Source organism: Cutibacterium sp. LaCa_89 (genome assembly GCF_058177555.1).
Map to the genome: position 1 here is coordinate 717,449 of NZ_CP190889.1, position 21,884 is coordinate 739,332.

The following is a 21,884-nucleotide window of genomic DNA, read 5'->3' on the forward strand; positions in this document are numbered from 1 at the left end:
TAGTTGCAGGTTGGCACGACCTAACGGTGTCGGTGCCGTCCACTAGGTCGGTGCCGTCCACTCGATTGAAGGGTCGTGGAAAGGTGCCGCCCATGTTTCTGGCCCTCCGAGAGATTCGTCATCAGCGTGGACGATTCGCCCTCATCGTTGCCGTCATCGCGCTGATTGCGTACCTGGCTTTCTTCCTGGCATCTCTGGCGACCGGACTCGCCCACTCCTACCGCTCAGCCATCGACGACTGGGACGCCACGTCGGTGGCTCTCACGGACGATTCCAATGAGTCGGTGACGGCCTCGCGCCTGTCGAAGGACCAGGTCGAGGTGGCGACCACGGACAATGATGTTGAGCCCCTGGTCGTCTCGGGGGTGGTGCTCAAGGCTGCCGATTCATCCCAGTCGGGTCGGGCGAAGGTGAGTGCTTTCGCCTTCGGTATTGATCGATCCGGGTTCCTGGCCCCTGACAAGGTTGGCGGTGGTATCACCGAGGGACGCAGCATTGAGCACCCGGACTCCGAGATCGTCGTGGATGACACCGTCGCCCGTGAAGGCTGGCAGGTGGGGGACAAGCTGCAACTCAACTCCAATTCCCACACCTGGACGATCGTCGGTTTCACCCACGATCAGACCTTCCAGGCCACCCCGGTGATCTTTGTCGACGAGAAGGCTCTTGCGAAGGAACCACCGACGGATGCGCCGGTGGCCGTCAATGCCGTCGTGAGTCGGATCGGCTGGAGTCCGTCACAGGCTCGCGACCTCGGCAAGGCCGAATTGACGACGCTGTCGAGTGACGACTTCGTCAAGACCCTCGCCGGGTACGACGCCCAAGTCCTCACCTTCGGCCTCATGATCGGCGCACTTGTCATCATTGTCTCTTTCGCACTTGGGATCTTCGTCTACGTCCTCACCTTGCAGAAGAGAGCGGCCCTCGGGATCCTCAAGGCCCGCGGGGTGCCGACGAGCTGCCTCGTCCGTTCCGGGGCGATCCAGACCCTGCTCCTGGCCCTCGTCGGATTGGCGGTCGGCCTGGCCCTGACCCTCCTGACGGGTACTGTCCTGCCGGACAAGGTGCCCTTCCAGTTCACCTGGTGGCTTTACGGAATAACCACGGCAGTATTCGCCCTGTTCTCCGTGATCGGTGGTTTGTTGTCGGTCAAGGTCATCTCCGGCATCGATCCCGTGGAGGCGATTTCATGACAAGTCCAGTACTGCGTCTCGACGGGGTCTCCAAACAGTTCAACGACGGGGACGAGACGATCCAGGCCCTTGCCGAGACCGACCTCTCGCTCAACCGAGGCGAATTCGTCGGAATCCTCGGGCCTTCCGGGTCCGGGAAATCCACCCTGCTGACGATTATGGGTGGCCTGCGTACGCCAAGCACCGGAGAGGTGATCATTGACGACCAACCCTTCTCCGCCCTGCCCGAGAAGAAACGGTCTCGGATGAGGTTCGCCAAGCTGGGTTTCGTCCTGCAGGCCTCCGGACTGGTGCCTTTCCTCACCGTCGGTGACCAGTTCGTGCTCCATGGCAAGGTGGATCATTTCCCGCTGGATCGCGCGCGTCGGGACGAGTTGCTGGAGTCCCTCAAGATCCCCCATTACGTCGACGCCTATCCCGGTGACCTGTCGGGAGGTGAACGTCAGCGGGTGGCTATTGCCACGGCCCTGCATCACGACCCGGAGATCGTGCTGGCCGATGAACCGACGGCGTCCCTGGACACCGAGAAGGCCTTCGACGTGGCCGAGATCCTTGCTGATCAGACTCATTCCCGCGGTAAATGCACCGTCATGGTGACCCATGACGAGCGTCTCGTCGATCACTGCGACCGGGTACTGAGGATGGCCGACGGGGTGCTGACCGAGATCACAAACCACGAGCCGAAGAGAGATGTCTCCGGTCCGGGCCTGTCCGAGGTGGGGACAGGCCCCTTGCTGCGGGCAGCTGCCAAGTCCCTGTGGAACCGGCATTGAGGTGGTCGAGAGCCTGGTGCCAGACGGTTCAGTACAGTGAAGATCATGCAACTCGACCTCGCTGGTGACCTCCATGACCTGTTTCGCGACATCGTGGACATTCGCTCCGAAAGTCTCCATGAGGATCAGCTCGCTGACACCGTCGAGGAATCCCTGCGAGGTTGTGACCATCTGACGGTCACGAGGATCGGAAACTCGATCGTGGCGGCCACCAACCTGGGCCGGGATTCCCGTGTCCTCGTCGCTGGTCACCTGGACACCGTTCCGGTGGCTGACAATCTCCCCAGCCACGTCGAGACCCGCGACGACGGTGACTACCTGGTCGGCAGGGGAACCTGCGACATGAAGGGGGGAGTGGCCGTCGCACTGCATCTGGCAGCGACCCTGGCCGCGCCCAGTCGCGACATCACCTGGGTGTTCTACGAAGCGGAGGAGATCGCCGCCGAACACAACGGGCTGCTCAAGGTGCGATCTCACGACGAGAGCTTGCTCGACTGCGACCTGGCCATCCTCATGGAGCCCACCGATGCCATCATCGAGGGAGGCTGTCAGGGGACGATGAGGTTCACCCTGACGACCGAGGGGCAGGCTGCCCATTCCGCCCGATCCTGGGCTGGTCACAATGCCATTCATGACCTATTGCCGATCCTCCAGATCCTGCAGGACTGGCAGGCTGACGGCGACCACCTCGTCGAGGTCGATGGGCTGACTTATCATGAAGGACTCAACGCGACGATGGTGCAGGGTGGACTGGCCGGCAACGTCGTCCCCCCAACTGCCACGGTCCAGATCAACTACCGGTTCGCCCCTGACAAGACCGCTCAGCAGGCCGAACAGATGATGCGCACCATGTTCGCCGACTGGACGATGGAGATCCTCGATCTGTCCTCCCCGGCGCGGCCGGGCCTCGACAAGCCGCTGGCTCGGTCCTTCGCCCGATCGGTCGGAACGACCCCGATGCCGAAATACGGCTGGACGGACGTGGCTCGGTTCTTCGAGATGGGACGTCCAGCCCTCAATTTCGGGCCTGGCGACGCGATGTACGCCCACAAGGCCGATGAGTGTTGCAAGTTGTCCAGCCTCGACGATTGCGCCCGAGCGCTGGAGTCGTGGCTTCGTGAGCGTTCGGAAGGAGATCACTGATGGTGTGGGCGTTGTGTGGGCTTGTCATCGTCATCATCGGACTGGCGGTGCTGGCAGCTTCTGGCAAGTTTGGGCAGGTGCCGGCGGTCGTCGATGATCGTCCGGTCCCTGACCTGCCCGAGGGCGATCTGAGCGCCGATGACCTGCGTTCGGCCCACTTCGCGGTGGTGCCGAGAGGCTATTCCATGCGCCAGGTGGATCAGCTGCTCGACCGTATGGCAGCCCAGTTGGAGGCAGCCCCAAAGGAGGGTTTCGCGGACACTGCGGAGCACGCCCCTAACGGAAAGGGCCTGGATACGGAATAATGGGGGTTGCACCACTGCCCAGTGATTGAGGAAGAGTGACATGGCAGCTATGAAGCCCCGTACCGGAGACGGTCCCATGGAGGTCACGAAGGAGGGCCGTGGCATCATCATGCGCGTTCCAGTCGAAGGTGGCGGTCGGCTAGTTGTTGAACTCAACGCTGACGAAGCCCAGGAACTGCTCGAGTGCCTCCAGAGTGTCGTTGGCTGACGCAGACGGCTGAGAGACGGTCGTGCCCGGCTCCGAGGAGCTGGGCACGACTGCATTCATACGGATCTCTCAGGCGTTGTGACGATTGATGGCAGTCTTGTAGACCTCAACGGTCTGCTCGGCGATCCGTGCCCAGGAGAACTCATCGATGCAGCGTTGACGACCAGCGGTTCCGAAAGCCTTGGCGCGCTCCGGATCGCGGGTGAGGTTGTTGATCGCTGCGGCGAAGGCCGACTCGAAGCCGGCCACCTGCTCGGGGGTCGAAGAGTCGGTCGGGACCCCACTGACCAGATGGCCAGTCGTCCCGTCGACGACGACCTCCGGAATGCCACCGGCTCGGGAGGCGACCACCGGGGTGGCGCAGGCCATGGCCTCGAGATTGACGATGCCCAGCGGCTCGTAGACCGAGGGGCACGCGAAGACCGTGGCGGCCGAGAGCACCTGACGGACCGACGGACGCGGCAGCATCTCCTGGACCCAGATGACCGGGGCCTTGCGGGAAGCCCGCACCTCGTCGAAAGCTGTCTTGAACTCCTCACCGATCTCGGGGGTGTCCGGCGCTCCTGCCAGCAGGACGAGCTGAGTGTCGGGATCGAGTTCGGCAGCGGCGCGCACCAGATGAATCAGACCCTTCTGACGGGTGATGCGTCCCACGAAGACCACCGATGGACGCTCCGGATCCATGCCGATCTCGCGGCAGACGTCGGTCTCGGTGACGGGGTGGAACTCTTCGGTGTCCACACCGTTGCGCACCACGTGTACCTTGTCCGGGTCGAGTTCCGGGTAGGCGCGCAGCACGTCCTTCCGCATACCATCTGAGACCGCGATGATGGCGTCGGCGGCGTCGTAGGCCGTCTTCTCGGCCCACGAGGACAGCCGGTATCCGCCACCGAGCTGCTCGGCCTTCCACGGCCTGTCGGGTTCCAGGGAATGGGCGCTGATGACATGCGGGACGTCATGGAAGACGCCGGCCAGTAGACCAGCGAGATTGGCGTACCAGGTGTGGGAATGGACGAGATCGATCCCGTCAGGGATCGCATTGACCATGGACAGGTCAGCTCCGAAGGCCCGCAGCGCGCCGTTGGCGCCCTCCGGGTAGTTCTCGGCATGGGCGGTGGCTCCCTCGCGTGGCTCTCCCATGCACTGCACATCGACGTCGATGAGGTTGCGGAGATGGGGGACGAGTTGCGCGACGTGGACGCCGGCGCCTCCGTAGATGGTAGGAGGGTATTCGCGGGTCATGACGGACACGTACATGGCTTGATCGTCCCACAAAGACGGCGCCGACAGGTCAATAGGGTGGCCTTGTTGTCAACGAATCAGAAACTCTCCACGACAGTGCCCGTTTGGGGTCGTAATCATCGCCCCTCAGGGGCTCGGTGGCGGTAGATTGAGGGCCATGGCAAAGACGCGTCCCAAGGTTCTGTCCATCGTCCTCGCTGGCGGCGAGGGCAAACGCCTCATGCCCCTCACGATGGACCGTGCCAAACCAGCCGTTCCGTTCGGCGGTACCTATCGGCTCATCGACTTCGTGCTGTCGAACTTGGCGAACTCGGGCCTCACCCAGATCGCGGTGCTGACCCAGTACAAGTCGCACTCCCTCGACCGTCACATCTCCATCACATGGAGGATGTCGACGATGCTGGGGTCGTACGTGACCCCGGTCCCGGCCCAGCAGCGTCTCGGGCCCCGTTGGTACCAGGGTAGCGCCGACGCCATCTACCAGTCCCTCAACCTCATCAACGACCAGAACCCCGATTACGTCGTGGTGTTTGGTGCCGACAACATCTACCGGATGGACGTCGACGCCATGCTGCAGTACCACATCGATTCCGGTCTGGGATGCACCGTCGCCGGGATCCGGGTGCCTCGCAAGGAGGCCTCTGCCTTCGGAATCATCGATGCCGACGAGAACCACAGGATCACCGAGTTCCTTGAGAAGCCCGCTGATCCGCCTGGCCTGCCGGATTCCCCGGACGAGTCCTTCGCCTCCATGGGTAATTACATCTTCAGCCGCGAGGCTCTGGTACAGGCCTTGCACGACGACTCTCACACTGCCGATTCGCGCCATGACATGGGCGGCGACATCATCCCCAGGTTCGTCAACGCCTCCGATGCCCAGGTCTACGACTTCCGCGACAACGAGGTTCCGGGCAACACCGACAAGGACGCTGATTACTGGCGAGACGTGGGCACCATCGATGCCTACCACGACGCACACATGGACCTGGTGTCGGTCGAGCCGGAGTTCAACCTGTACAACCCTGACTGGCCCATCTGGACCATGCAGGAACAGGCTCCTGGCGCCAAGTTCGTGATGCGTGGCTCCTGCGATGACACCCTGGTCTCGGCCGGGTGCATCATCTCCGGAACTGACATTTACCGCACGGTGCTGGGTCCGCGCGCCCGCATCGAGAGGTGGGCTCGTGTCGACGAGTCGATCGTCATGAACAACGTGACAATCGGGTCCAACGCCACCGTCCACCGCGCCATCCTTGACAAGAACGTCGTCGTTCCCGACGGGGCCCAGGTGGGCGTCGACCACGACCACGACCGCGCTCGCGGATTCACCGTCTCTCCAGGCGGTGTGACGGTGGTCGGCAAGGGCATCACCGTCCCCTACTGATCGGACGATTCACAGGACGCACGACGAAGCGGCTCCCCGGATCATCGGGGAGCCGCTTCGTCGTGGCTGATCGGGATCAGCCCTTCGTCGCCAGCAGCAGACCGTCGCCCACCGGCAGTAGGACGGGGGTGAACTCCTCGGTCTCCAGCACCGAGTCGAGGGTCTCGCGGATGATGAGGGTGTCGTCGTCTTCGTTGTCAGGGTCCGCGACGTGGTTGTTGGCCAGTGCGGCATTGGCGATGACGACTCCGCCCCGACGCAGCAGACGCAGTGCTTGGGAGACGTACTCGACGTACTCCAGCCGGTCACCGTTGATGAGGACCATGTCGTAGGCGTCGTCGCGCAGCTTGGGCAGCACGTCCAGTGGGGTGCCGGTGATGAGGCGCACCCGGTTGGAGCGGATTCGTGCCAGGGAGAGGACCTTGCGGGCGGCAGCCTGACGCTCGGCATCGGGATCGATGCTGGTCAGCACGCCTTTGTCGGTCATGCCCTCCAACAGGGCTAGGGCGGAGACGCCCGCGTCAGTACCGACGGTGACGACGTTGCTGGCCTGCATGGTGCGTGCCAGGAAGGTCAGCAGGGCAGTGGCGCCGTTGCCGAGCACCTCCCACTGATCGGCACGTGCGGCCTCGCGGGCCTCCTGCAGGGCCGGCGAGGGGGCGACGAAGCCGTCGGCGTACTCCCATGACCGGGCGTCTGGGGCTTGATGTCTGGGCTGTGCTGGACTCACACGGACAGCCTAGCCCGCCGAGGGCATCTCGTGGCTACCATGGGCACCAGGTATACAAGGAGGTCTCGCATGTCTGCTCCCGTTTTCGGCCGTTTGCTCACGGCCATGGTGACTCCGATGGCGTCCGAAGGGGTGGTCGACCTGCGTCGGGCCGGCGAATTGGCGCACAGACTCGTCGATGAGCAGCGCAATGACGGCATCGTCGTCAATGGCACGACCGGCGAGTCCCCGACGACCACTGATGCCGAGAAGGTTGACATGGTCAGGGCCGCCGTCGATGCCGTCGGGTCGGACGCTGCGATCGTTGCCGGTGTCGGGACCAATGACACCGCCCACACCGTTGAGCTGGCCCGTCAGGCTGCCGATGCCGGCGCGGACGGACTGTTGGTCGTCACCCCGTACTACTCCAAGCCCTCTCAAGCTGGCTTGATCGAGCACTTCACCACCGTCGCCGACGCCACCGATCTGCCGATCATGCTCTACGACATTCCCGGTCGCAGCGGAACCCCGATCGAGACGAAGACCCTCATCGAGCTGGCCGACCATCCCAACATCGTGGCCGTCAAGGACGCCAAGGGGCAGGTCGTCGAGTCGGCAACGGTGATGGCCAACACCACCCTGGCCTATTACTCCGGCGATGACGCCATCACACCGGCCCTGTTGTCGGTCGGTGGGGTCGGACTCATCGGGACGTCGACCCACTTCACCGGCAGGCGAATGCATGAGGTCATCGACGCTTACGTCGAAGGGCGGATTGACGAGGCCCTGGCGATCTACCGCGAAATCCTGCCGGTTCTCACCGGAGTCTTTGCCGCCCAGGGTGTCGCCATGGTCAAGGCCGGGCTGGCGCACCAAGGATTTGACGTCGGCGGGGTTCGTCTTCCCCAGACCATGCCGACGCCCGAGCACACCGAGCCCTTCTTCGATCTACTGGATCGTACTCAGCTGTGATAACCCTGCAGTGACATGGGGAGGCCGAATTCCGGGGTAGCATATGGGGCATGTCCACAGCAGGTCCAGCGGAAATCGCGGTACTCATCATCATTGCTGTGCTCATGTTTGGGCCTGACAAGTTGCCCGAGATGGCCCGCAAGGCGGCGCGCGTCTATCACTACCTCAAGAACATCGCGAACAACACGAGGGATCAGCTCCGCAGCGAGCTGGGACCGCAGTTCGCTGATCTCGACTACCAGGACCTCAAGCCGCAGAACTTCGTGCGGAAGTACGTTCTCGATGGTCTGCAGGATGACATTGACGAGATCAAGTCTGACCTGTCCGACGTTCGATCCGACCTCGACCTGGGCCTGGCAGACATCCGCAACTCGGAAGGGTTGCCGGAGGCGCCGTCGGAATCGGGCCCGGAGTCAGTGCACGACTCCAGCCAGCCGGTGCCCTTCGACACCGAGGCGACCTGATTCGCCTCGCAGATGATCCAGAGAAGAACTGGTCCCCGGTCAGTACTGACCGGGGACCAGTTCTTCGTAATGGTTGATCAGACTGGGGAGACTCCCAGGTTCATCCCGGCCAGTCCGCGCGGGCGGGAGTCGATGGTGCTCGCCAGTGCGTGGATGGCCTTGGCAGCCGGGGACTCCGGGTGGGCGAGGACGATGGGGTCCCCCTCGTCGCCGCCGCTGCGCAGATCGGCGTCCAGCGGAATCTGGCCCAGCAGCGGGATCTCGGTGCCCAGACGCTCCGACAGGGCATCAGCAGCCTTCTGGCCACCGCCAGTGCCGAAGAGGTCGACGCGGAAGGTCTCGCCCGACTTCGGGGCGGTGACCTCCAGCCACGACATGTTCTCGACGACGCCCATGACACGCTGCTGCATGATCCCGGCCATCGTTCCGGCACGCTCGGCGACCTCGGAGGCAGCCTGCTGCGGGGTGGTGACGACGAGGACCTCGGCGTTGGGCAGCTTCTGGCCCAGGCTCATGGCGATGTCGCCGGTGCCGGGCGGAAGGTCGATGAGGAGGTAGTCGAGGTCGCCCCAGTGGACGTCAGCCAGCAGCTGGGTGAGAGCACGGTCGAGGATCGGGCCGCGCCAGGCGATGACGTCGGACTTGTTGGGCTTCATCATGCCGATGCTGATCGACTTGATTCCCAGACCAGGGACCGGCAACAGCATGTCATCGAGGGGAGTGGGGTGGGCGTCACCCAGGCCGAGCATGTCAGGTACTGAGTGGCCATAGATGTCAGCGTCCAGCAGGCCGACCTCGCGACCCAACTGAGCCAGGGCCAGAGCCAGGTTGACGGTCACCGAGGACTTGCCGACGCCACCCTTGCCGGAGGACACCGCGATGACCTTGGTGGTATTTCCGGGCTGGGCGAAGGGGATGACGCGTTCGGGGACGCCGCCGCGCAGCTGCACCTTGAGGGCATCACGCTGCTCGTCAGTCATGGTGCCGAGCTCGACGGAAACGCTGGTGACCCCATCGACACCGCGGACGGCCTCGGTCACCTGCTCGCGCAACTCAGTCTTGAGGGGGCATCCGGACACGGTCAGCAGGACGCGGACGAAGGCGCGTCCCTGATCATCAACGGTGATCTCATCAACCATGTTGAGATCGGTGATGGGGCGTTTGATCTCGGGGTCATTGACGTGCGTGAGAGCTTCGGCAACGGCCTCGACCAACGGGTTATCGGTGCTCATGCTGACTTGTCTACACACCGTTGGGCCCCTCGGACAACTCGCCGATCGCGAACCGACTCCGATCAGCGCGATCCGGAGGGCGCCGGAGAGGCCTCAATCTCCTCCAGAAGGGAGCGCAATTCGTCCCGCAGCTCGGAGCGCAGGTAGTCACGGGTCGCCAGTTCACCCATCTGCATCCGGATGGAGGCGACCTCCCTGGCCAGGAACTCCATGTCAGCACGGGACTGGGCGGCCACTCGGCGGTCCTCGGCCATCGACACCCGGTCACGGTCCTCCTGGCGGTTCTGGGCCAGCAGGATGAGGGGAGCCGAGTAGGAGGCCTGGGTGGAGAAGAACAGGTTGAGCAGGATGAACGGGTACGGGTCGAAGCGCAGCTTGTAGATCGCGACGAGGTTCCAGATGATCCAGGCGAGAACGACGACCGTCATGTACGCGAGGAATTTCGCGGTTCCCATGAACCTGGCGGTGGCCTCGGCGAACTGGCCGAACTTTTCGGAGTCCAGCTGCACCTTGGGGCGTCTGGCCTTGCGCGATCCCGGGATGTCGAGGCGATCGGCGTCGTGGATCCTCTGATCGCCGTCAGCCATGGTTCACCTCCAGAAGCTCGCCGTCCATCTGGTCGCCCCGCCAGTCGGCGGGCAGCAGGTGGTCGAGTAGGTCGTCAACGGCCACTGCCCCGACGAGCTGGTTCGTCTCATTGACGACCGGGACCACGACGAGGTTGTAGGTGGCGAAATAGCGGCTCACCGCACCCACCGGGGCGTCCGTGCGCATGGGTTCGAGATCAGTGTCGATGATGGCCGAGACCATCGTCGAGGGCGGTTCGCGCAGCAGACGCTGGACGTGCACCGCTCCCAGATATCGGCCGGTCGGGGTCTCGGTGGGAGGACGACACACGAAGACCATGGAGGCCTCGGCAGGGGTGATGTCCTCGTTGCGGACCAGGGCCAGCGCGTCGGCGACGGTGGCATCGGGGGCGACGATGACGGGCTCCGGGGTCATCATGGCGCCGGCAGTGAACTCGGTATAGGCCATCAGGGAGCGGACATCCGCGGCGTCGTCAGGCTCCATGCGGGCCAGCAACTGATGGGCGGTGGTGTCCGGCAACTCCTTGATGAGGTCCGCGGCGTCGTCGGGGTCCATCTCCTCGAGGATGTCGGCGGCGCGGTCAGGATCGAGGACGGTGATGAGGGAGACCTGCTCGCCCTTCGGCAGCTCCTCGATGGCGTTGGCGAGTTGGTCGTCGTCAAGGGCCATGGCCACCTCGGCGCGACGATGGGGATTCATGTCGTGCAACTCGCGGGCCATGTCGGCCGGTTTCATTTCGTGCATCTCGGCGATGGTGCGCTCGGTGGACTGTCGGGAGGCCAGCACCAGGGAGGGTACTTCGCGCCAGTCGACGATGGTCGGGTTGCTGGGGGTCTTGCGGATGAATCGGCCCCGTCCGGACTCGGCCAGGGCCACCTCGTTGATCTCCCACTCGCGGCTGCGCACCGGGGCCATCGAGACGTCCATCACCCACACCTGCTTGCCGTCGCGGGTGAAGGTACGGTCGAAGAGGTCCTCGACGACGAGGGTCTCGGAGACGCGGCGGGAGAACACCTGGGTGTTGACGGTTCCCGAGATCATGATCTGCACCGCGTCGATGGCGTGCACCCGGACCATGGGCACGAATATCCGCCGACGTGCGAAGAGCTCGACGACGAGGCCGCGCACGAGCGGGGCGCGGCCAGGGGTACGCATCTGGACGACGACGTCCTTGACCTTGCCGACCTGATCGCCGTTGGCATCCATGACGGGAAGGCCACGAATCCGGGAGATGAATACCGACTGGGACCTGTTCACCTCGCACAATCTACCCGGAGGGCCAGTAACGATGCGTGACCTGACGACTGGGGACTGTCGCTGGCTGTCCGTACACTGTGGTCCAGATCAAGGAGGTAGTTGTGACGATGAGTGTGATGCCGGGCAGGGCAAGTGCCATGTTCACTCTTGAATACCCGCAGTCGGTCGTTGTGGTCGACGATTACGAGACGGCCCAGAAGATTGTCGATGAGCTGTCCGACAAGGAGTTCCCGGTCGAGAACTTGTGCATCGTCGGAACTGACCTTAAGACGATGGAGCGAGTCACCGGTCGTCGTACCTGGGGTTCGGTGCTCGGCCAGGGGGCCGTCTCCGGACTTGGCATGGGCCTGCTGGTCGGCCTCATGATGATGTTCTTCACCACCGGCGAGGCCATTTTCGTGGTGTTGCTGACGGGTCTTCTCGTGGGCGTCATCATCGGGATGATCACGGCTGCCATCACGTATGCGATGTCGGGTGGGGAGCGCGACTTCAACTCTGTCCAGCAGGTTGTCGCCACCCATTACGAGGTGCTGGCCGAGCACAAGGTGGCTGCCAAGGCTCGTGAGATGGTTGCCGAGATGCCCTTCATGAGGGCCAAGGCTTTCCAGGGCTGATCCTCTCCGGGTAGACCCGCCGACAAGTCCGGGCGGTGGTGGTGGCAGGATCGTGGCCGTTCGAGCCTAGGTCCATGACTGACGGCAATCACCACCAGCGAGGATTTTCATGACCAACACCGTCGCCACCAGAAACGCCGTGCCGAAAGGGGTGACGATCCTCTTCGGGATCACCGCCGTCGTCATCACTGTCACTCTGGCTCTGGGATCAACGGTGTGTGCCACCGATGCGTCGGCATCCTGCCCGAACTGGCCCGGCTGTTATGTCGGACGCCTGACTCCGATGGATGCGACCCAGCCATGGGTGGAGTTCATCCACCGCGTCATCTCGGCCTCGGTCGGCATCTTCGCGGTCGCGAGCGTCATTGTCGGAATCGTGTATCGGCGGGTCGACAGGTTGCTCGTCGCCCTGCCGATCGTCGCCCTGCTGGGCGCACTGACCTCCGGGATCTTCGGCATGATGACGATCAAGTGGGGGATCAACGCCGTCGAGGCGTCCTTCGACCTGCTGGCCGCCATCATCTCGATGGGTGCGATGTGGCGGGCCTTCTTCGTCTCCCGCAGGCCGCGCTCCCCGTGGATCTGGAATGGGCGAACCAAGCTCGGCGTCGGTGCCGTGGTCTTCCTCGTCGTCGGTCACTTCTTCGCCGTCCAGGTTGCTGGCCCCGGGTCGCTCACCCGTTGCATGGGCTGGGCCATGTTCGTGCGCGGCGCCGGCGATGGACCGTTGGCCGGTTGGGTGGCTCAGCAGGCCATTGGGGGCATCGGGATGATCCTGGCCATCGTCTTCCTGCTGGCTCGCTGGGGGCGTCGCAATGGTTGGGACATCCTGTGCGCCGTGCTCATCGTCATCGAGATCGTCGCCGGGATCCTCATCGCCGTCAATGGGTCGAACCACGGTCTGGGAACCCTGCACGCCATCCCGGCCGTCCTCATCCTGTGCCTCACCATGACGGCGACGATGCGCAGCGCTAGGGGCTGAAAACCCCGGCGCTGCGCATCGGCAGTGCTTGTGACCAGCGGGTGCTGATGATCAGTGGGAGGTGCGTCCCCAGATGTCGGCCATCCAGGCCTCGACCTCGTCGATCTGACGTGGGCAGTCCTTGGACAGCCACTCGGGTTCACCGTCAGTGATGTACAGGTCGTCCTCGATGCGGACACCGATGCCACGGAACTCCTCGGGGACCAAGAGGTCTGTCTCCTTGAAGTAGATGCCCGGCTCGTCGGAGACGCACATGCCCTTCTTGAGCGGTCCGGAGTAGTCCTGACGACGTGCCTGGTTACAGTCGTGGACATCCATGCCGAGATGGTGGGAGGTGCCGTGGACCATCCAACGACGGTGCTGGCCGCCCTCCGGGGAGAGGCACTCCTCGACGCTGACTGGCAGGATGCCCCACTCGTGGAGGTACTCGCAGATGACGCGGATGGCCGCCTGGTGGATCTCCGCGTGGTCGTGTCCGACCTTGGCGACGGCAGCGGCGGCGTCCTGGGCCTCCAGGACGGCCTGGTAGACCCGACGTTGGGCCGGGGAGAACGTGCCCGAGATCGGCAGGGTACGCGTGATGTCGGCGGTGTAGAGGGAATCGACCTCGACACCGGCATCGATGAGGATGAGCTCCCCGGGACGCAGGTCCCCGTCGTTGCGCACCCAGTGCAGGGTGTTGGCGTGGTCACCGGCGGCACAAATCGAGCCGTAGCCGACCTCATTACCGAGGTGACGGGCGACCCGTCCGAAGGTGCCCTCCATCCAGCGCTCACCGCGTCCCTTGCGCACGGCCTCCGGGATCTCGGCGATCATGGACTCGAAGCCGACCTTGGACTTGAGGCAGGCGTCGCGCAGCTGCTCGACCTCCCAGTCGTCCTTGCAGAAACGCGCGGCTGAGGAAAACTCGTAGAGCTCCTCGTCGGCCTCCTCGGAGCCCTCGGGGCGTAGGGAGTCGACGGTCGCGGTGACGTTCTCATCGGCGTCACGGATGACACGAACCGTCACGTCGCCGGCTGCCAAGGCACTGTTGAGCTGAGAGATGTCGCGGCAGGTGAGCCCCGTCATGGCCGACATCTCCTCCAAGGACTCACGCTTGCCGACCCACATCTCGCCGTAGGTCGGGTCGGCGTAGAACTCTCGGTCCGTGCGCGGGGCACGCGGCTTGAAGTACAGCACGTCTCGGGTCTCGGCGGTGGTGTCGACGACGAGCACCGCATTGGGTTCTCGGTCGGTGCCTAGGCCCGAGTAGTAGGCGAAGGCGGTATTGGGACGGAAGGGGTAGTCGCAGTCGTTGTTGCGGCGCATGAGATGCCCAGCCGGAATGACGAGTCGGTCCCCGTCGAAGCGGGCGGCCAGGGCGTCACGGTGAGCAGTCGCCGAGGGCACGGAGCCCAGCGGCTCAGGAAGCTCGTCGGGGTAGGGGGCCCAGTCCGTGGGGATGAACTCGACGAAGGCCTTGGAGAACGGGGTCTGACGCTTGGGGACCTTCTGCTCCTCGGCCTGCTTCATCTGTTCGTTCAGATCTGACGACCTCGTCTCGGTCATATGTGTCAGGACCTCCGTTGGTTGATGGTGTGACTCCCAGTGTAGGTGCCGATGACATGGAAGTACTGGCAGACGACGACTGGCTCGTCAGTGGTGTCCTTGAGGGGAACGAGGTCGATGTCGGTGTGTTCGATGACGCACACCCGTCTGCCGTCAGAGTCGACAACCACCTGCCGGTCGCCGACGGACGGCATCCCCCGAAGCGGTCGCATTCCCCCTGAGACATGAGGTGGTGATCCCACCGGAAAGGATGGCCGCCACGAGACGGTCCCGCATCGGACCGGGGAAACCAATTCGCCGTCAGGCAGGGTGCCGTCCCCGCGCATCCCCCTACCTACGGGAGGTAGGCTGAACCCCACATGTCAACAGGGCCTGCTCAACGGGGCCAGAAACGCAGGAGGTCAGCGTGAAAGCCGCGGCACAGGATCAGTGGAAGCTTCTCGATCTTGCACGGACTGACCGTCTGATCGCCCGTGCCCAGCACCGTCGTCAGACCCTGCCCGAGCTGGCCGAGCTCAAGGACCTCGCGGTCCAGCGCAGGACCCTTGCCGAGGAGGTCGTCGCCAAGTCGACCGCGCTGTCGGACGCCAAGATGGAACAGGAGCGCATCGAGGGCGACCTCGAGCCGGCCCGTGCCCGCATGGAGCGCAATCAGAAGACCGTCGATTCCGGTTCCGTCACCGACCACAAGGCCTTGAAGGGTCTGACCGAGGAGATCGAGCATCTCGGGCGACGCATCAGCCTGCTGGAGGACGCCGAGCTCGATGCCATGCAGGCCGTCGAGGACGCCGAAGCCGCTCACTCCGACGCGGATCGTCGTCGTATCGAGCTGGATGGCCACATCCGCACCGTCCTCGCGTCTCGCGATGCCGGTCTCAAGGGGATCGACGACGAGCTGGTCGAGTTGTGCCGGTCTCGCGAGACCCAGGCGGGTGGTGTCCCGGTTGATCTCCTCAAGCTCTACGAGATGCTGCGCGAGCGCACCGGGATGGGGTGTGCCAAGCTCGTCCACGGGGTGTGTGAGGGATGTGGCATTGCTGCGAATCCGGCTGACCTGCGCACCTATGTCGCAGCCGCCGAGGACGACGTCGTGCGTTGCGAGGAGTGCGACCGGATTCTGGTGCGCACCGAGGAGTCTCTCTGAGAATTGCGCCGTTGCCCGTGTGGCGACGATGCGGCAATGACCGTAGAATCGACGGTCGGACGAGCCATCCGGGTGATCGCGGCAGTCTTGAGCTGTCGAGGAAAGTCCGGGCTCCACAGAGCAGGGTGGTGGGTAACGCCCACCCGGGGTGACCCGCGGGACAGTGCCACAGAAAACAAACTGCCGGCTTTCGGGCCGGTGAGGGTGAAACGGCGGGGTAAGGGCCCACCGCGTCATCGGTGACGGTGACGGCACGGCAAACCCCACTCGGAGCAAGGCCAAGAAGACCACGAGGTCGCGGACGTGTTCGAGGGCTGCTCGCCTGAGCGTCCGGGTAGGCTGCGCAGCCGGAAGGCTGGAGGATGCCAGTAATGGCGTTCACAGATGGATGATCACCGGCCCTGAGGGGCCACAGAACCCGGCTTACAGGATGGCTCGTCCCTTCTATCATCGGGTCCATGAAGTTCGGAATTCGTACTCCCAGCCTGTCCAGAACCATCTCGGCCAGGACGCGTGGTCGAGTCACGAGGACTGTCAGGCGCACCCTCATTCCCGGTTATGGCCGTAAGGGAATGGGTTGGCTGCGAGATCCACGTCGAGCCGCCTACAACAAGGTTTACCGGAAGACGACGATGCGTTTCGGTGACCTGTTCAAGTGAGGTAACTCCTTGGAGGAGGGCATACGAAGCGGATGCTAACATGCTCACGTCAGGTTGCTGGTGACCCCACCAGCGCTGGAATCCGGTGAGAAGCCGGAGCTGACGCGCAGCGGTATGACTGATCTGCCCCGGCGAACGCCACTGGTGCCATGAGCACTGGGAAGGAGCCGGGAACGGAGACGAGGTCGAGCCCGAAGACCACCTGACGCCGTCCTGTCGGTACCCGGTCGCGCACGCCGAACACAGAAAGCTGGCTTACTCATGCCCGTCATCCCGTCATCCCTTCGCCGCGTCCTCGTGGCATCGGTGCTTCCCGCCGTCCTGCTCGCCGGCTGTGCCGGTGCCCCCAAGGACTCCGCGTCATCGTCGTCTTCCTCGGTCTCAGCGTCGGCTTCTGGTCCGATCACCATCACCAACTGCGGACAGCAGGTCACCCTCGACAAGCCCGCCACGAGGGCAGTGACCCTCAATCAGGGAGCCACTGAGGACGTGCTGGCCATCGGCGGGGAGTCCAAACTCGTCGGCACCGCCTACCTTGACAGTGAGATCCCGGCGAAGTGGAAGAAGGCCTATGACTCGGTCAAGGTGCTCTCCAAGGAGTACCCGTCCAAGGAGACCTTCCTGGCCGCCAAGCCTGATCTGGCGCTGTCCTCGTATTCCAGCGCTTTTACGGACAAGGCCGTCGGCACGCGTGATGAGCTGAAGAAACAGGGAATTGCCACCTACATCAGCCCCTTCGGTTGCCCCAAGGGCACGCCCTCGGCCGAAACCACCTGGGAAAACGTCTGGAAGGAAATGACCGAGGTGGGGACTCTCATCGGCGTCAAGAATGCGGCTGACAAGGCCATTTCCAAGCAGCGAGATGCCCTCAAGGAGGTCACCGGGAACAAGCACGGCACCGGGACGTCGATCGTCTGGTTCGACTCGGGAGACAAGACTCCGTTCATTGGCGCCGGACATGGCGGACCCCAGCTCCTCATGGACGCTGTCGGTGCCAAGAACCTCTTTGCCCATCTCGACGGCGGTTGGGCAGACGGCTCCTGGGAGAAGATTGTCGCATCCAACCCTGAGGTCATCGTGGTCGCCGATGCCAGTTGGTCCACGGCGACGTCGAAGATCGACTATATGAGGAAGGACCCCGTCCTCAGCCAGATGAAGGCCGTCAAGGAGAACAAATTCGTCACCGTGCCGTTCTCCCAGAGCACCCCTGGTGCCGAACTCGTGGACGGTGCGAAGACCCTCAATGACGGTCTGGCGAAGATCACCGGCAAGTGAGTCGTCAGCGTAGTTGGCTGATCACCGGCATCCTCGCCATGGCCTTGGTCGGCAGTGTCCTCGTGGTGCTCGGGACCGGGGCGGTACACGTTCCTGTCCATGATGTCGCGAGGGTGGTGGCCCGGCGATTCCGTCTCATCGAGGGCGCCGACGTCACGGTTCTCGATGATCAGATCGTGTGGCAGCTGCGGGCTCCGCGCGTCATCGGATCGATGGCCGTCGGCGCTTTGCTGGCGATGTGCGGCGCGGTACTGCAGACCCTGACCGGTAATGACCTGGCCGATCCCTATCTGCTCGGCATCTCCAGTGGGGCCTCGGTGGGTGCGGTCTTCATCCTCATCATCGGAATCTCCAGCACTCTGGGGCAGTCCGTCCTCATGACACTGGCCTCCTTCGGCGGGGCGGTCGGGGCCCTGGTCATGGTGCTGGCCATGGCCACTGGCAAGTCCGGGGAGTTACCCGCCAGCCGGACCATCCTGGCCGGGGTGGCCGTCGGACAGTTGTGCGGCGCGGCGGTGTCCATGATGATCATGGTGTGTGGTGAGTCGAACGCAGCTCGATCAGCCCTGTCGTGGACCCTCGGGTCGTTCACCGGTGTGAGATGGGGATCGACGATCACCCTGGCCGTCGCCACCGTTCCGGCCCTCATCGCCGGGATGGCATTGTGCCACACCCTTGACGCCTTCGCCTTCGGTGACGTCAGCGCGATGTCCCTGGGAGTACCGGTCAACACCGTGCGCTGGATGATCATGGTTGGCACCGCCCTGCTGACCGCTCTCAGCGTGGCCTTCGTCGGCCCCATCGGATTCGTCGGGCTGACGGTCCCACACATCGTGAGGTTCTGGACCGGGCCGCGACACGCCCGGCTGCTACCGGTGTCGGCCCTCGTCGGGGCCCTGCTCATGGTGTGGTCCGACACCGCAGCGAGGTGCTTGCGCCCTGACACCGAGATTCCCGTCGGGGTCATCACTGCGGCCGTCGGAGCCCCGGTGCTGGTCGTCCTGCTGCGTCGACAGGCGTCTCGATCATGAGTGCCGGGACAGCAGCAACGTTGCGAGCTGAGGATCTTGGTTGGACGGTCGACGGGACGACGATCTTGTCCGGGGTCGACGTGGAGATTCGGCCAAAGGTCATGACGATGGTCATCGGGCTGAACGGATCCGGGAAGACGACCCTGTTGCACCTGCTGGCCGGGTTGCGGAAGCCCAGCGCGGGGCGGGTGTGGTTGGGGGAGCGTGATCTCTCCGGGATCGGGGCCAAGGAGCGCTCCCGGGTGATGGCCCTTCTCGAGCAGAGTCCTTCGGCTCACGTGGAACTGACGGTGCGTGACGTCGTCCAGCTCGGACGCATTCCCCATCTGGGAGGCTGGGGGATCGGCAATCTCAGTCGCCGAAGAGGGCGTGACGGAGATGCCGTCGAGAACGCGATGGCGTCAACCGGAGTTGCTGATCTTGCTGACCGGGCATGGTCGTCCCTCTCGGGAGGGGAGAGGCAGCGTGTTCAGTTGGCCCGAGCTCTCGCCCAGGATCCTGAGATCCTGCTCCTGGACGAACCCACGAATCATCTCGACCTGCGTCACCAGATTGACCTGTTGGAGAGAGTGCGTGGTCTTGGTCTGACAACGGTGACCGTCATCCATGATCTTGACCTGGCCGCCGCCTACGCGGATGACCTCGTCGTGCTGGACTCGGGCCGGATGGTCGCAGCAGGGTCGGCCTCCGAGGTACTGACTCCTGACCTCGTCCGTGAACATTTCGGAGTCGACGGCGAGGTTTGGTCAGATTTCAGACGTGGATTCACCTGGCGGGGATTGCAGCCATGACGACGCGCATCGCGGTCTCGCTGCGCTGGGAGGATTCCTCTGACGCGGTCAGCGCAGAAGCAGTGGCCCGTCACGTGGATGCCGACCGGAACGCATGTCTGCAGGGTCCTGGACCGGCGCTCGTAGATGTCCTCGACGCCGCTGACGACGACCGGGTCGAGCTCGTCGGATGGAGTTGCGATGACGGACCGGTGCCGCTGTCCTGGCTTCGTCGCGTCGCCGGCCAGTGGGTCCGTGTCCATGAGAACGGACCCACCGTCGTCGTGCATGTCGGGGTTGTACGTCCCGACCAGGAGTTTGCCGGCGAGTGGCGAACCGTGACCGGGGCCGAAGCGCCGTTGCACAACCCTGCCTGGCGGGAATTCCCCTCCTTCCGACACCATCTGCTCACCTGTCGAGGACCTCGCTGCAGCGCAGTCGGCGCCGCCGACCTGCATGCACGCCTGCAGGCGAAGCTGGCCCAGTCACACGCCTTGGACACAGAGGTTCTCGTCACGGTGACGGGGTGCATGTATCCGTGCAACCACGCCCCACTCATCGTGGTCTGGCCGGACGGCAAGTGCATTCAGTTGACCGAGGACAACCTTGACCGCATCGTGTCAGAACTGACCGGGCCTTCCCGTCAGTGACGGGAAGGCCCGGTGGTAAGGATCAGCAGCATCGTGCCTGGGGGTTGCGGTCCTGACGGTCGCACTGGTCGCGCCAGAACGCCTTCTCCGGCATCGGCTCATGACCCGTGCGTCGACACCACTCGAGGTAGTTGTCGTAGGCGTCAGCTTCCGTGACCCCGCGCACCCACCACCGCAGTGACGACCACCATCGTCGCCACAGTGGATCGGTGGGCAGATGCCGTGGTGCGGCGCTCACGCGTGTTCCTTGTGAACGTGCTCCAGGTCAAGCTCGCGATGGGTCTCGTAGAACTCGTCCCACTCGGCCTGAAGATCTTTCTCGGCCTTGCTGGCGACGAGGCCACTGGGGGCGAAGAGGTGCGACGGCTTGGCCGGATCCTCGGTGTTGATGATGTTGTGGCCTCGCAGCGCCTGAACGGTGCGGATGCAGGCCGCGATCATGACGATGAGGGCACAGACGACGAAGATGATCGACATCGTCCCCTGAATAGCGGTGTTGCCGACGACGGTGCGCATCTCGTCGATGTCCTTGGCCTGGCCCAGCGAGGTCTTGCCAGCGGCGATGGCCCGCTTGTACGTCATGTGGTTGGCCCAGTAACCGATCTTCGGGTCGGGGGAGAAGATCTTCAGCCAGGATCCGTACACCGTGATGACGGCGGTGAAGAGCATCGGCACGAAGATGATGAGCAACCGCCATTTGTGACCAGCTCGGGCGAAGACCACCAGGCAGATCGACAGGGCGACGGCCGCCAACAACTGGTTCGCGATGCCGAACAGCGGGAAGAGGGTGTTGATGCCGCCCAGCGGGTCATTGACACCCATGAGCAGAATCGATCCCCAACCGGCAACCATGATCGCGGTGGTGAGCCAGGATCCGACCTTCCAGGAGTGGTCCGTGAGGCGGGGCCAGAAGTTGCCCAGGGCGTCCGAGAGCATGAACCGGGCGACGCGAGTTCCCGCGTCGACCGAGGTGAGGATGAACAGCGCCTCGAACATGATCGCGAAGTGGTACCAGAAGCTCATCATGGCCTGACCACCGAAGAGCTGATGCATGATCGTCGCGAGGCCCACGGCGAGGGTTGGTGCGCCACCGGTACGGCTGATGATTGACGTCTCGCCGACAAGTTTGGCCGTCGTCGTCAGGGCGTTGGCGTCGGTGTGCACACCGGACAAACCGAGTGAGTTGACGTAGGCCACTGCGCTCTGGACGGTGCTGCCCGTCGCCCCGGCGGGGGAGTTCATGGCGAAGTAGATGCCACGGTCCACTGACAGGGCAGCAACCAGAGCCATGATCGCGACGAAGGATTCCATGAGCATGCCGCCGTAACCGATGAGGCGGGCCTGGGACTCCTTCTCGATGAGTTTCGGGGTGGTGCCCGAGGAGATTGTCGCGTGGAATCCCGACTATCCGTCGGCCAATGCCAATTTGCAGCCGCTTTTTGCCTCCAGTGAGATCGGATCAGGCGGCTTCAACCTTGGCCGCTACCACAATGCCGAGGTGGATCGGATGCTCGCCGAAGCGGCCGCCCTACCGATGGATGAGGCCAAGGAGAAATGGGCGAACATTGATCGACGCATCGCCCAGGACGTTCCCGTCGTTCCGTTGGTGTTCCGGCGCAATGCCTTCCTGCACGGATCAGGTGTGAGTGGTTTCTTCGTCGATCCCTTCCCGGCTTACCTGAACTACCTCGTCGTGGGAGTGCAGAAGTGAGGGGCCAACCCCGACGGAAAGACGCTCCTA

General features: G+C 63.9%; 25 protein-coding genes, 1 other RNA gene, 1 pseudogene and 1 riboswitch. Of the genes and pseudogenes, 18 read left to right on the plus strand and 9 right to left on the minus strand.

All coding sequences use genetic code 11. The features are described from left to right. Nucleotides 1-92: 92 nt before the first annotated feature. From ACP8LP_RS03300 to ACP8LP_RS03320, 5 genes are read left to right on the plus strand one after another with little or no spacing between them, the layout of a single operon-like run. The gene (locus tag ACP8LP_RS03300) at nucleotides 93-1,193 is read left to right on the plus strand and encodes an FtsX-like permease family protein (RefSeq protein WP_334353399.1); all 1,101 of its coding nucleotides are present in this window, start codon (nucleotides 93-95) and stop codon (nucleotides 1,191-1,193) included. Then, entirely contained in the window at nucleotides 1,190-1,966 is a 777-nt protein-coding gene (locus ACP8LP_RS03305) for an ABC transporter ATP-binding protein (RefSeq protein WP_484483285.1), read from the plus strand. Before ACP8LP_RS03300 ends, ACP8LP_RS03305 begins: the two co-directional genes overlap by 4 nt. A gap of 45 nt (nucleotides 1,967-2,011) precedes the next feature. Further along, complete coding sequence (dapE, locus tag ACP8LP_RS03310) at nucleotides 2,012-3,109, plus strand: succinyl-diaminopimelate desuccinylase (protein ID WP_016667212.1); 1,098 nt, start codon at nucleotides 2,012-2,014, stop codon at nucleotides 3,107-3,109. Then, nucleotides 3,109-3,414 (plus strand): DivIVA domain-containing protein, encoded by a 306-nt coding sequence (locus ACP8LP_RS03315; RefSeq protein ID WP_021108724.1) that lies wholly within the window; start codon nucleotides 3,109-3,111, stop codon nucleotides 3,412-3,414. The genes dapE and ACP8LP_RS03315 overlap by 1 nt, the downstream gene beginning before the upstream one ends. Before the next feature lie 40 nt (nucleotides 3,415-3,454). Beyond that, a complete protein-coding gene (locus ACP8LP_RS03320; RefSeq protein ID WP_021108723.1) occupies nucleotides 3,455-3,622 on the plus strand; it encodes a DUF3117 domain-containing protein in 168 nt (55 codons plus the stop codon). Between the two features lie 69 nt (nucleotides 3,623-3,691). Here the strand turns inward: ACP8LP_RS03320 and glgA are convergent, their stop codons facing one another. Beyond that, the gene (gene glgA, locus ACP8LP_RS03325) at nucleotides 3,692-4,879 is read right to left on the minus strand and encodes a glycogen synthase (RefSeq protein ID WP_016667215.1); all 1,188 of its coding nucleotides are present in this window, start codon (nucleotides 4,877-4,879) and stop codon (nucleotides 3,692-3,694) included. A gap of 142 nt (nucleotides 4,880-5,021) precedes the next feature. Here glgA and glgC point away from each other — a divergent pair, with 142 nt between their 5' ends. Further along, a complete protein-coding gene (gene glgC, locus ACP8LP_RS03330; RefSeq protein ID WP_016667216.1) occupies nucleotides 5,022-6,248 on the plus strand; it encodes a glucose-1-phosphate adenylyltransferase in 1,227 nt (408 codons plus the stop codon). Nucleotides 6,249-6,324: 76 nt separating this feature from the next. Here the strand turns inward: glgC and ACP8LP_RS03335 are convergent, their stop codons facing one another. Next, complete coding sequence (locus ACP8LP_RS03335) at nucleotides 6,325-6,978, minus strand: O-methyltransferase (RefSeq protein ID WP_016667217.1); 654 nt, start codon at nucleotides 6,976-6,978, stop codon at nucleotides 6,325-6,327. Between the two features lie 69 nt (nucleotides 6,979-7,047). Here ACP8LP_RS03335 and dapA point away from each other — a divergent pair, with 69 nt between their 5' ends. Together dapA and ACP8LP_RS03345 are read left to right on the plus strand one after the other, a co-directional pair. Continuing rightward, nucleotides 7,048-7,929, plus strand: coding sequence for a 4-hydroxy-tetrahydrodipicolinate synthase (dapA, locus tag ACP8LP_RS03340; RefSeq protein ID WP_016667218.1), 882 nt, complete (start codon nucleotides 7,048-7,050; stop codon nucleotides 7,927-7,929). A gap of 50 nt (nucleotides 7,930-7,979) precedes the next feature. Next, a complete protein-coding gene (locus ACP8LP_RS03345) occupies nucleotides 7,980-8,393 on the plus strand; it encodes a sec-independent translocase (protein WP_016667219.1) in 414 nt (137 codons plus the stop codon). Nucleotides 8,394-8,470: 77 nt separating this feature from the next. On the opposite strand, the gene ACP8LP_RS03350 is transcribed toward ACP8LP_RS03345, so the two are convergent. From ACP8LP_RS03350 to ACP8LP_RS03360, 3 genes are all read right to left on the minus strand, one after another. Next, entirely contained in the window at nucleotides 8,471-9,625 is a 1,155-nt protein-coding gene (locus ACP8LP_RS03350; protein WP_036975823.1) for an Mrp/NBP35 family ATP-binding protein, read from the minus strand. Between the two features lie 62 nt (nucleotides 9,626-9,687). Continuing rightward, complete coding sequence (locus tag ACP8LP_RS03355; protein WP_016667221.1) at nucleotides 9,688-10,212, minus strand: DUF1003 domain-containing protein; 525 nt, start codon at nucleotides 10,210-10,212, stop codon at nucleotides 9,688-9,690. Beyond that, nucleotides 10,205-11,470, minus strand: a complete 1,266-nt coding sequence (locus ACP8LP_RS03360; protein WP_083940468.1) for a magnesium transporter MgtE N-terminal domain-containing protein — start codon at nucleotides 11,468-11,470, stop codon at nucleotides 10,205-10,207. Before ACP8LP_RS03360 ends, ACP8LP_RS03355 begins: the two co-directional genes overlap by 8 nt. A 107-nt stretch (nucleotides 11,471-11,577) precedes the next feature. Here ACP8LP_RS03360 and ACP8LP_RS03365 point away from each other — a divergent pair, with 107 nt between their 5' ends. Together ACP8LP_RS03365 and ACP8LP_RS03370 are read left to right on the plus strand one after the other, a co-directional pair. Next, the gene (locus ACP8LP_RS03365; RefSeq protein WP_171023497.1) at nucleotides 11,578-12,084 is read left to right on the plus strand and encodes a YflT domain-containing protein; all 507 of its coding nucleotides are present in this window, start codon (nucleotides 11,578-11,580) and stop codon (nucleotides 12,082-12,084) included. A gap of 109 nt (nucleotides 12,085-12,193) precedes the next feature. Next, nucleotides 12,194-13,066, plus strand: a complete 873-nt coding sequence (locus ACP8LP_RS03370) for a COX15/CtaA family protein (RefSeq protein WP_016667224.1) — start codon at nucleotides 12,194-12,196, stop codon at nucleotides 13,064-13,066. Between the two features lie 51 nt (nucleotides 13,067-13,117). On the opposite strand, the gene ACP8LP_RS03375 is transcribed toward ACP8LP_RS03370, so the two are convergent. Both ACP8LP_RS03375 and ACP8LP_RS03380 read right to left on the minus strand, forming a co-directional pair. Next, nucleotides 13,118-14,614, minus strand: coding sequence for an aminopeptidase P family protein (locus tag ACP8LP_RS03375; RefSeq protein ID WP_016667225.1), 1,497 nt, complete (start codon nucleotides 14,612-14,614; stop codon nucleotides 13,118-13,120). Between the two features lie 5 nt (nucleotides 14,615-14,619). After that, a complete protein-coding gene (locus ACP8LP_RS03380; protein ID WP_138237588.1) occupies nucleotides 14,620-14,826 on the minus strand; it encodes an ASCH domain-containing protein in 207 nt (68 codons plus the stop codon). Between the two features lie 194 nt (nucleotides 14,827-15,020). Between ACP8LP_RS03380 and ACP8LP_RS03385 the strand changes: the two genes are divergently transcribed. The 7 genes from ACP8LP_RS03385 to ACP8LP_RS03415 all read left to right on the plus strand — a co-directional run bounded on the left by ACP8LP_RS03385 (nucleotide 15,021) and on the right by ACP8LP_RS03415 (nucleotide 20,143). Then, nucleotides 15,021-15,758: a zinc ribbon domain-containing protein gene (locus tag ACP8LP_RS03385; protein WP_016667227.1), complete on the plus strand. Its 738-nt coding sequence runs from the start codon at nucleotides 15,021-15,023 to the stop codon at nucleotides 15,756-15,758. Nucleotides 15,759-15,818: 60 nt separating this feature from the next. Further along, an RNA gene (gene rnpB / locus ACP8LP_RS03390) (RNase P RNA component class A) lies at nucleotides 15,819-16,200 on the plus strand. A 16-nt stretch (nucleotides 16,201-16,216) separates the two neighbouring features. After that, a complete protein-coding gene (locus ACP8LP_RS03395; protein ID WP_036975826.1) occupies nucleotides 16,217-16,417 on the plus strand; it encodes a hypothetical protein in 201 nt (66 codons plus the stop codon). A 34-nt stretch (nucleotides 16,418-16,451) separates the two neighbouring features. Continuing rightward, nucleotides 16,452-16,637: riboswitch (cobalamin riboswitch) on the plus strand. A 41-nt stretch (nucleotides 16,638-16,678) separates the two neighbouring features. After that, nucleotides 16,679-17,692 carry an ABC transporter substrate-binding protein gene (locus ACP8LP_RS03400; protein ID WP_368275966.1) on the plus strand — a complete coding sequence of 338 codons (1,014 nt, stop codon included), beginning with the start codon at nucleotides 16,679-16,681 and terminating at the stop codon, nucleotides 17,690-17,692. Further along, nucleotides 17,689-18,723: a FecCD family ABC transporter permease gene (locus ACP8LP_RS03405; protein ID WP_065674123.1), complete on the plus strand. Its 1,035-nt coding sequence runs from the start codon at nucleotides 17,689-17,691 to the stop codon at nucleotides 18,721-18,723. The genes ACP8LP_RS03400 and ACP8LP_RS03405 overlap by 4 nt, the downstream gene beginning before the upstream one ends. Then, complete coding sequence (locus tag ACP8LP_RS03410) at nucleotides 18,720-19,514, plus strand: ABC transporter ATP-binding protein (protein WP_016667231.1); 795 nt, start codon at nucleotides 18,720-18,722, stop codon at nucleotides 19,512-19,514. Before ACP8LP_RS03405 ends, ACP8LP_RS03410 begins: the two co-directional genes overlap by 4 nt. Next, nucleotides 19,511-20,143, plus strand: a complete 633-nt coding sequence (locus tag ACP8LP_RS03415) for a (2Fe-2S) ferredoxin domain-containing protein (RefSeq protein ID WP_021105973.1) — start codon at nucleotides 19,511-19,513, stop codon at nucleotides 20,141-20,143. The genes ACP8LP_RS03410 and ACP8LP_RS03415 overlap by 4 nt, the downstream gene beginning before the upstream one ends. 22 nt (nucleotides 20,144-20,165) lie before the next feature. On the opposite strand, the gene ACP8LP_RS03420 is transcribed toward ACP8LP_RS03415, so the two are convergent. Then, nucleotides 20,166-20,381: a CstA-like transporter-associated (seleno)protein gene (locus ACP8LP_RS03420; protein ID WP_021105974.1), complete on the minus strand. Its 216-nt coding sequence runs from the start codon at nucleotides 20,379-20,381 to the stop codon at nucleotides 20,166-20,168. After that, nucleotides 20,378-21,547: pseudogene (locus ACP8LP_RS03425) on the minus strand (carbon starvation CstA family protein); the annotation flags it as partial. The gene ACP8LP_RS03420 and the pseudogene ACP8LP_RS03425, both read right to left, overlap by 4 nt. Here ACP8LP_RS03425 and ACP8LP_RS03430 point away from each other — a divergent pair. After that, nucleotides 21,474-21,854 (plus strand): hypothetical protein, encoded by a 381-nt coding sequence (locus ACP8LP_RS03430; protein ID WP_138237589.1) that lies wholly within the window; start codon nucleotides 21,474-21,476, stop codon nucleotides 21,852-21,854. The pseudogene ACP8LP_RS03425 and the gene ACP8LP_RS03430 sit on opposite strands and share 74 nt — an antisense overlap. Nucleotides 21,855-21,884 lie beyond the last annotated feature (30 nt).

Coding starts and splice junctions, on each gene's coding strand:
- ACP8LP_RS03300 (WP_334353399.1), top strand. CDS start 93: ATGTTTCTGGCCCTCCGAGAGATTCGTCATCAGCGTGGACGATTCGCC.
- ACP8LP_RS03305 (WP_484483285.1), top strand. CDS start 1,190: ATGACAAGTCCAGTACTGCGTCTCGACGGGGTCTCCAAACAGTTCAAC.
- dapE (WP_016667212.1), top strand. CDS start 2,012: ATGCAACTCGACCTCGCTGGTGACCTCCATGACCTGTTTCGCGACATC.
- ACP8LP_RS03315 (WP_021108724.1), top strand. CDS start 3,109: ATGGTGTGGGCGTTGTGTGGGCTTGTCATCGTCATCATCGGACTGGCG.
- ACP8LP_RS03320 (WP_021108723.1), top strand. CDS start 3,455: ATGGCAGCTATGAAGCCCCGTACCGGAGACGGTCCCATGGAGGTCACG.
- glgA (WP_016667215.1), bottom strand. CDS start 4,879: ATGTACGTGTCCGTCATGACCCGCGAATACCCTCCTACCATCTACGGA.
- glgC (WP_016667216.1), top strand. CDS start 5,022: ATGGCAAAGACGCGTCCCAAGGTTCTGTCCATCGTCCTCGCTGGCGGC.
- dapA (WP_016667218.1), top strand. CDS start 7,048: ATGTCTGCTCCCGTTTTCGGCCGTTTGCTCACGGCCATGGTGACTCCG.
- ACP8LP_RS03345 (WP_016667219.1), top strand. CDS start 7,980: ATGTCCACAGCAGGTCCAGCGGAAATCGCGGTACTCATCATCATTGCT.
- ACP8LP_RS03350 (WP_036975823.1), bottom strand. CDS start 9,625: ATGAGCACCGATAACCCGTTGGTCGAGGCCGTTGCCGAAGCTCTCACG.
- ACP8LP_RS03355 (WP_016667221.1), bottom strand. CDS start 10,212: ATGGCTGACGGCGATCAGAGGATCCACGACGCCGATCGCCTCGACATC.
- ACP8LP_RS03365 (WP_171023497.1), top strand. CDS start 11,578: ATGAGTGTGATGCCGGGCAGGGCAAGTGCCATGTTCACTCTTGAATAC.
- ACP8LP_RS03370 (WP_016667224.1), top strand. CDS start 12,194: ATGACCAACACCGTCGCCACCAGAAACGCCGTGCCGAAAGGGGTGACG.
- ACP8LP_RS03375 (WP_016667225.1), bottom strand. CDS start 14,614: ATGACCGAGACGAGGTCGTCAGATCTGAACGAACAGATGAAGCAGGCC.
- ACP8LP_RS03380 (WP_138237588.1), bottom strand. CDS start 14,826: ATGCGACCGCTTCGGGGGATGCCGTCCGTCGGCGACCGGCAGGTGGTT.
- ACP8LP_RS03395 (WP_036975826.1), top strand. CDS start 16,217: ATGAAGTTCGGAATTCGTACTCCCAGCCTGTCCAGAACCATCTCGGCC.
- ACP8LP_RS03400 (WP_368275966.1), top strand. CDS start 16,679: ATGCCCGTCATCCCGTCATCCCTTCGCCGCGTCCTCGTGGCATCGGTG.
- ACP8LP_RS03410 (WP_016667231.1), top strand. CDS start 18,720: ATGAGTGCCGGGACAGCAGCAACGTTGCGAGCTGAGGATCTTGGTTGG.
- ACP8LP_RS03415 (WP_021105973.1), top strand. CDS start 19,511: ATGACGACGCGCATCGCGGTCTCGCTGCGCTGGGAGGATTCCTCTGAC.
- ACP8LP_RS03430 (WP_138237589.1), top strand. CDS start 21,474: ATGAGGCGGGCCTGGGACTCCTTCTCGATGAGTTTCGGGGTGGTGCCC.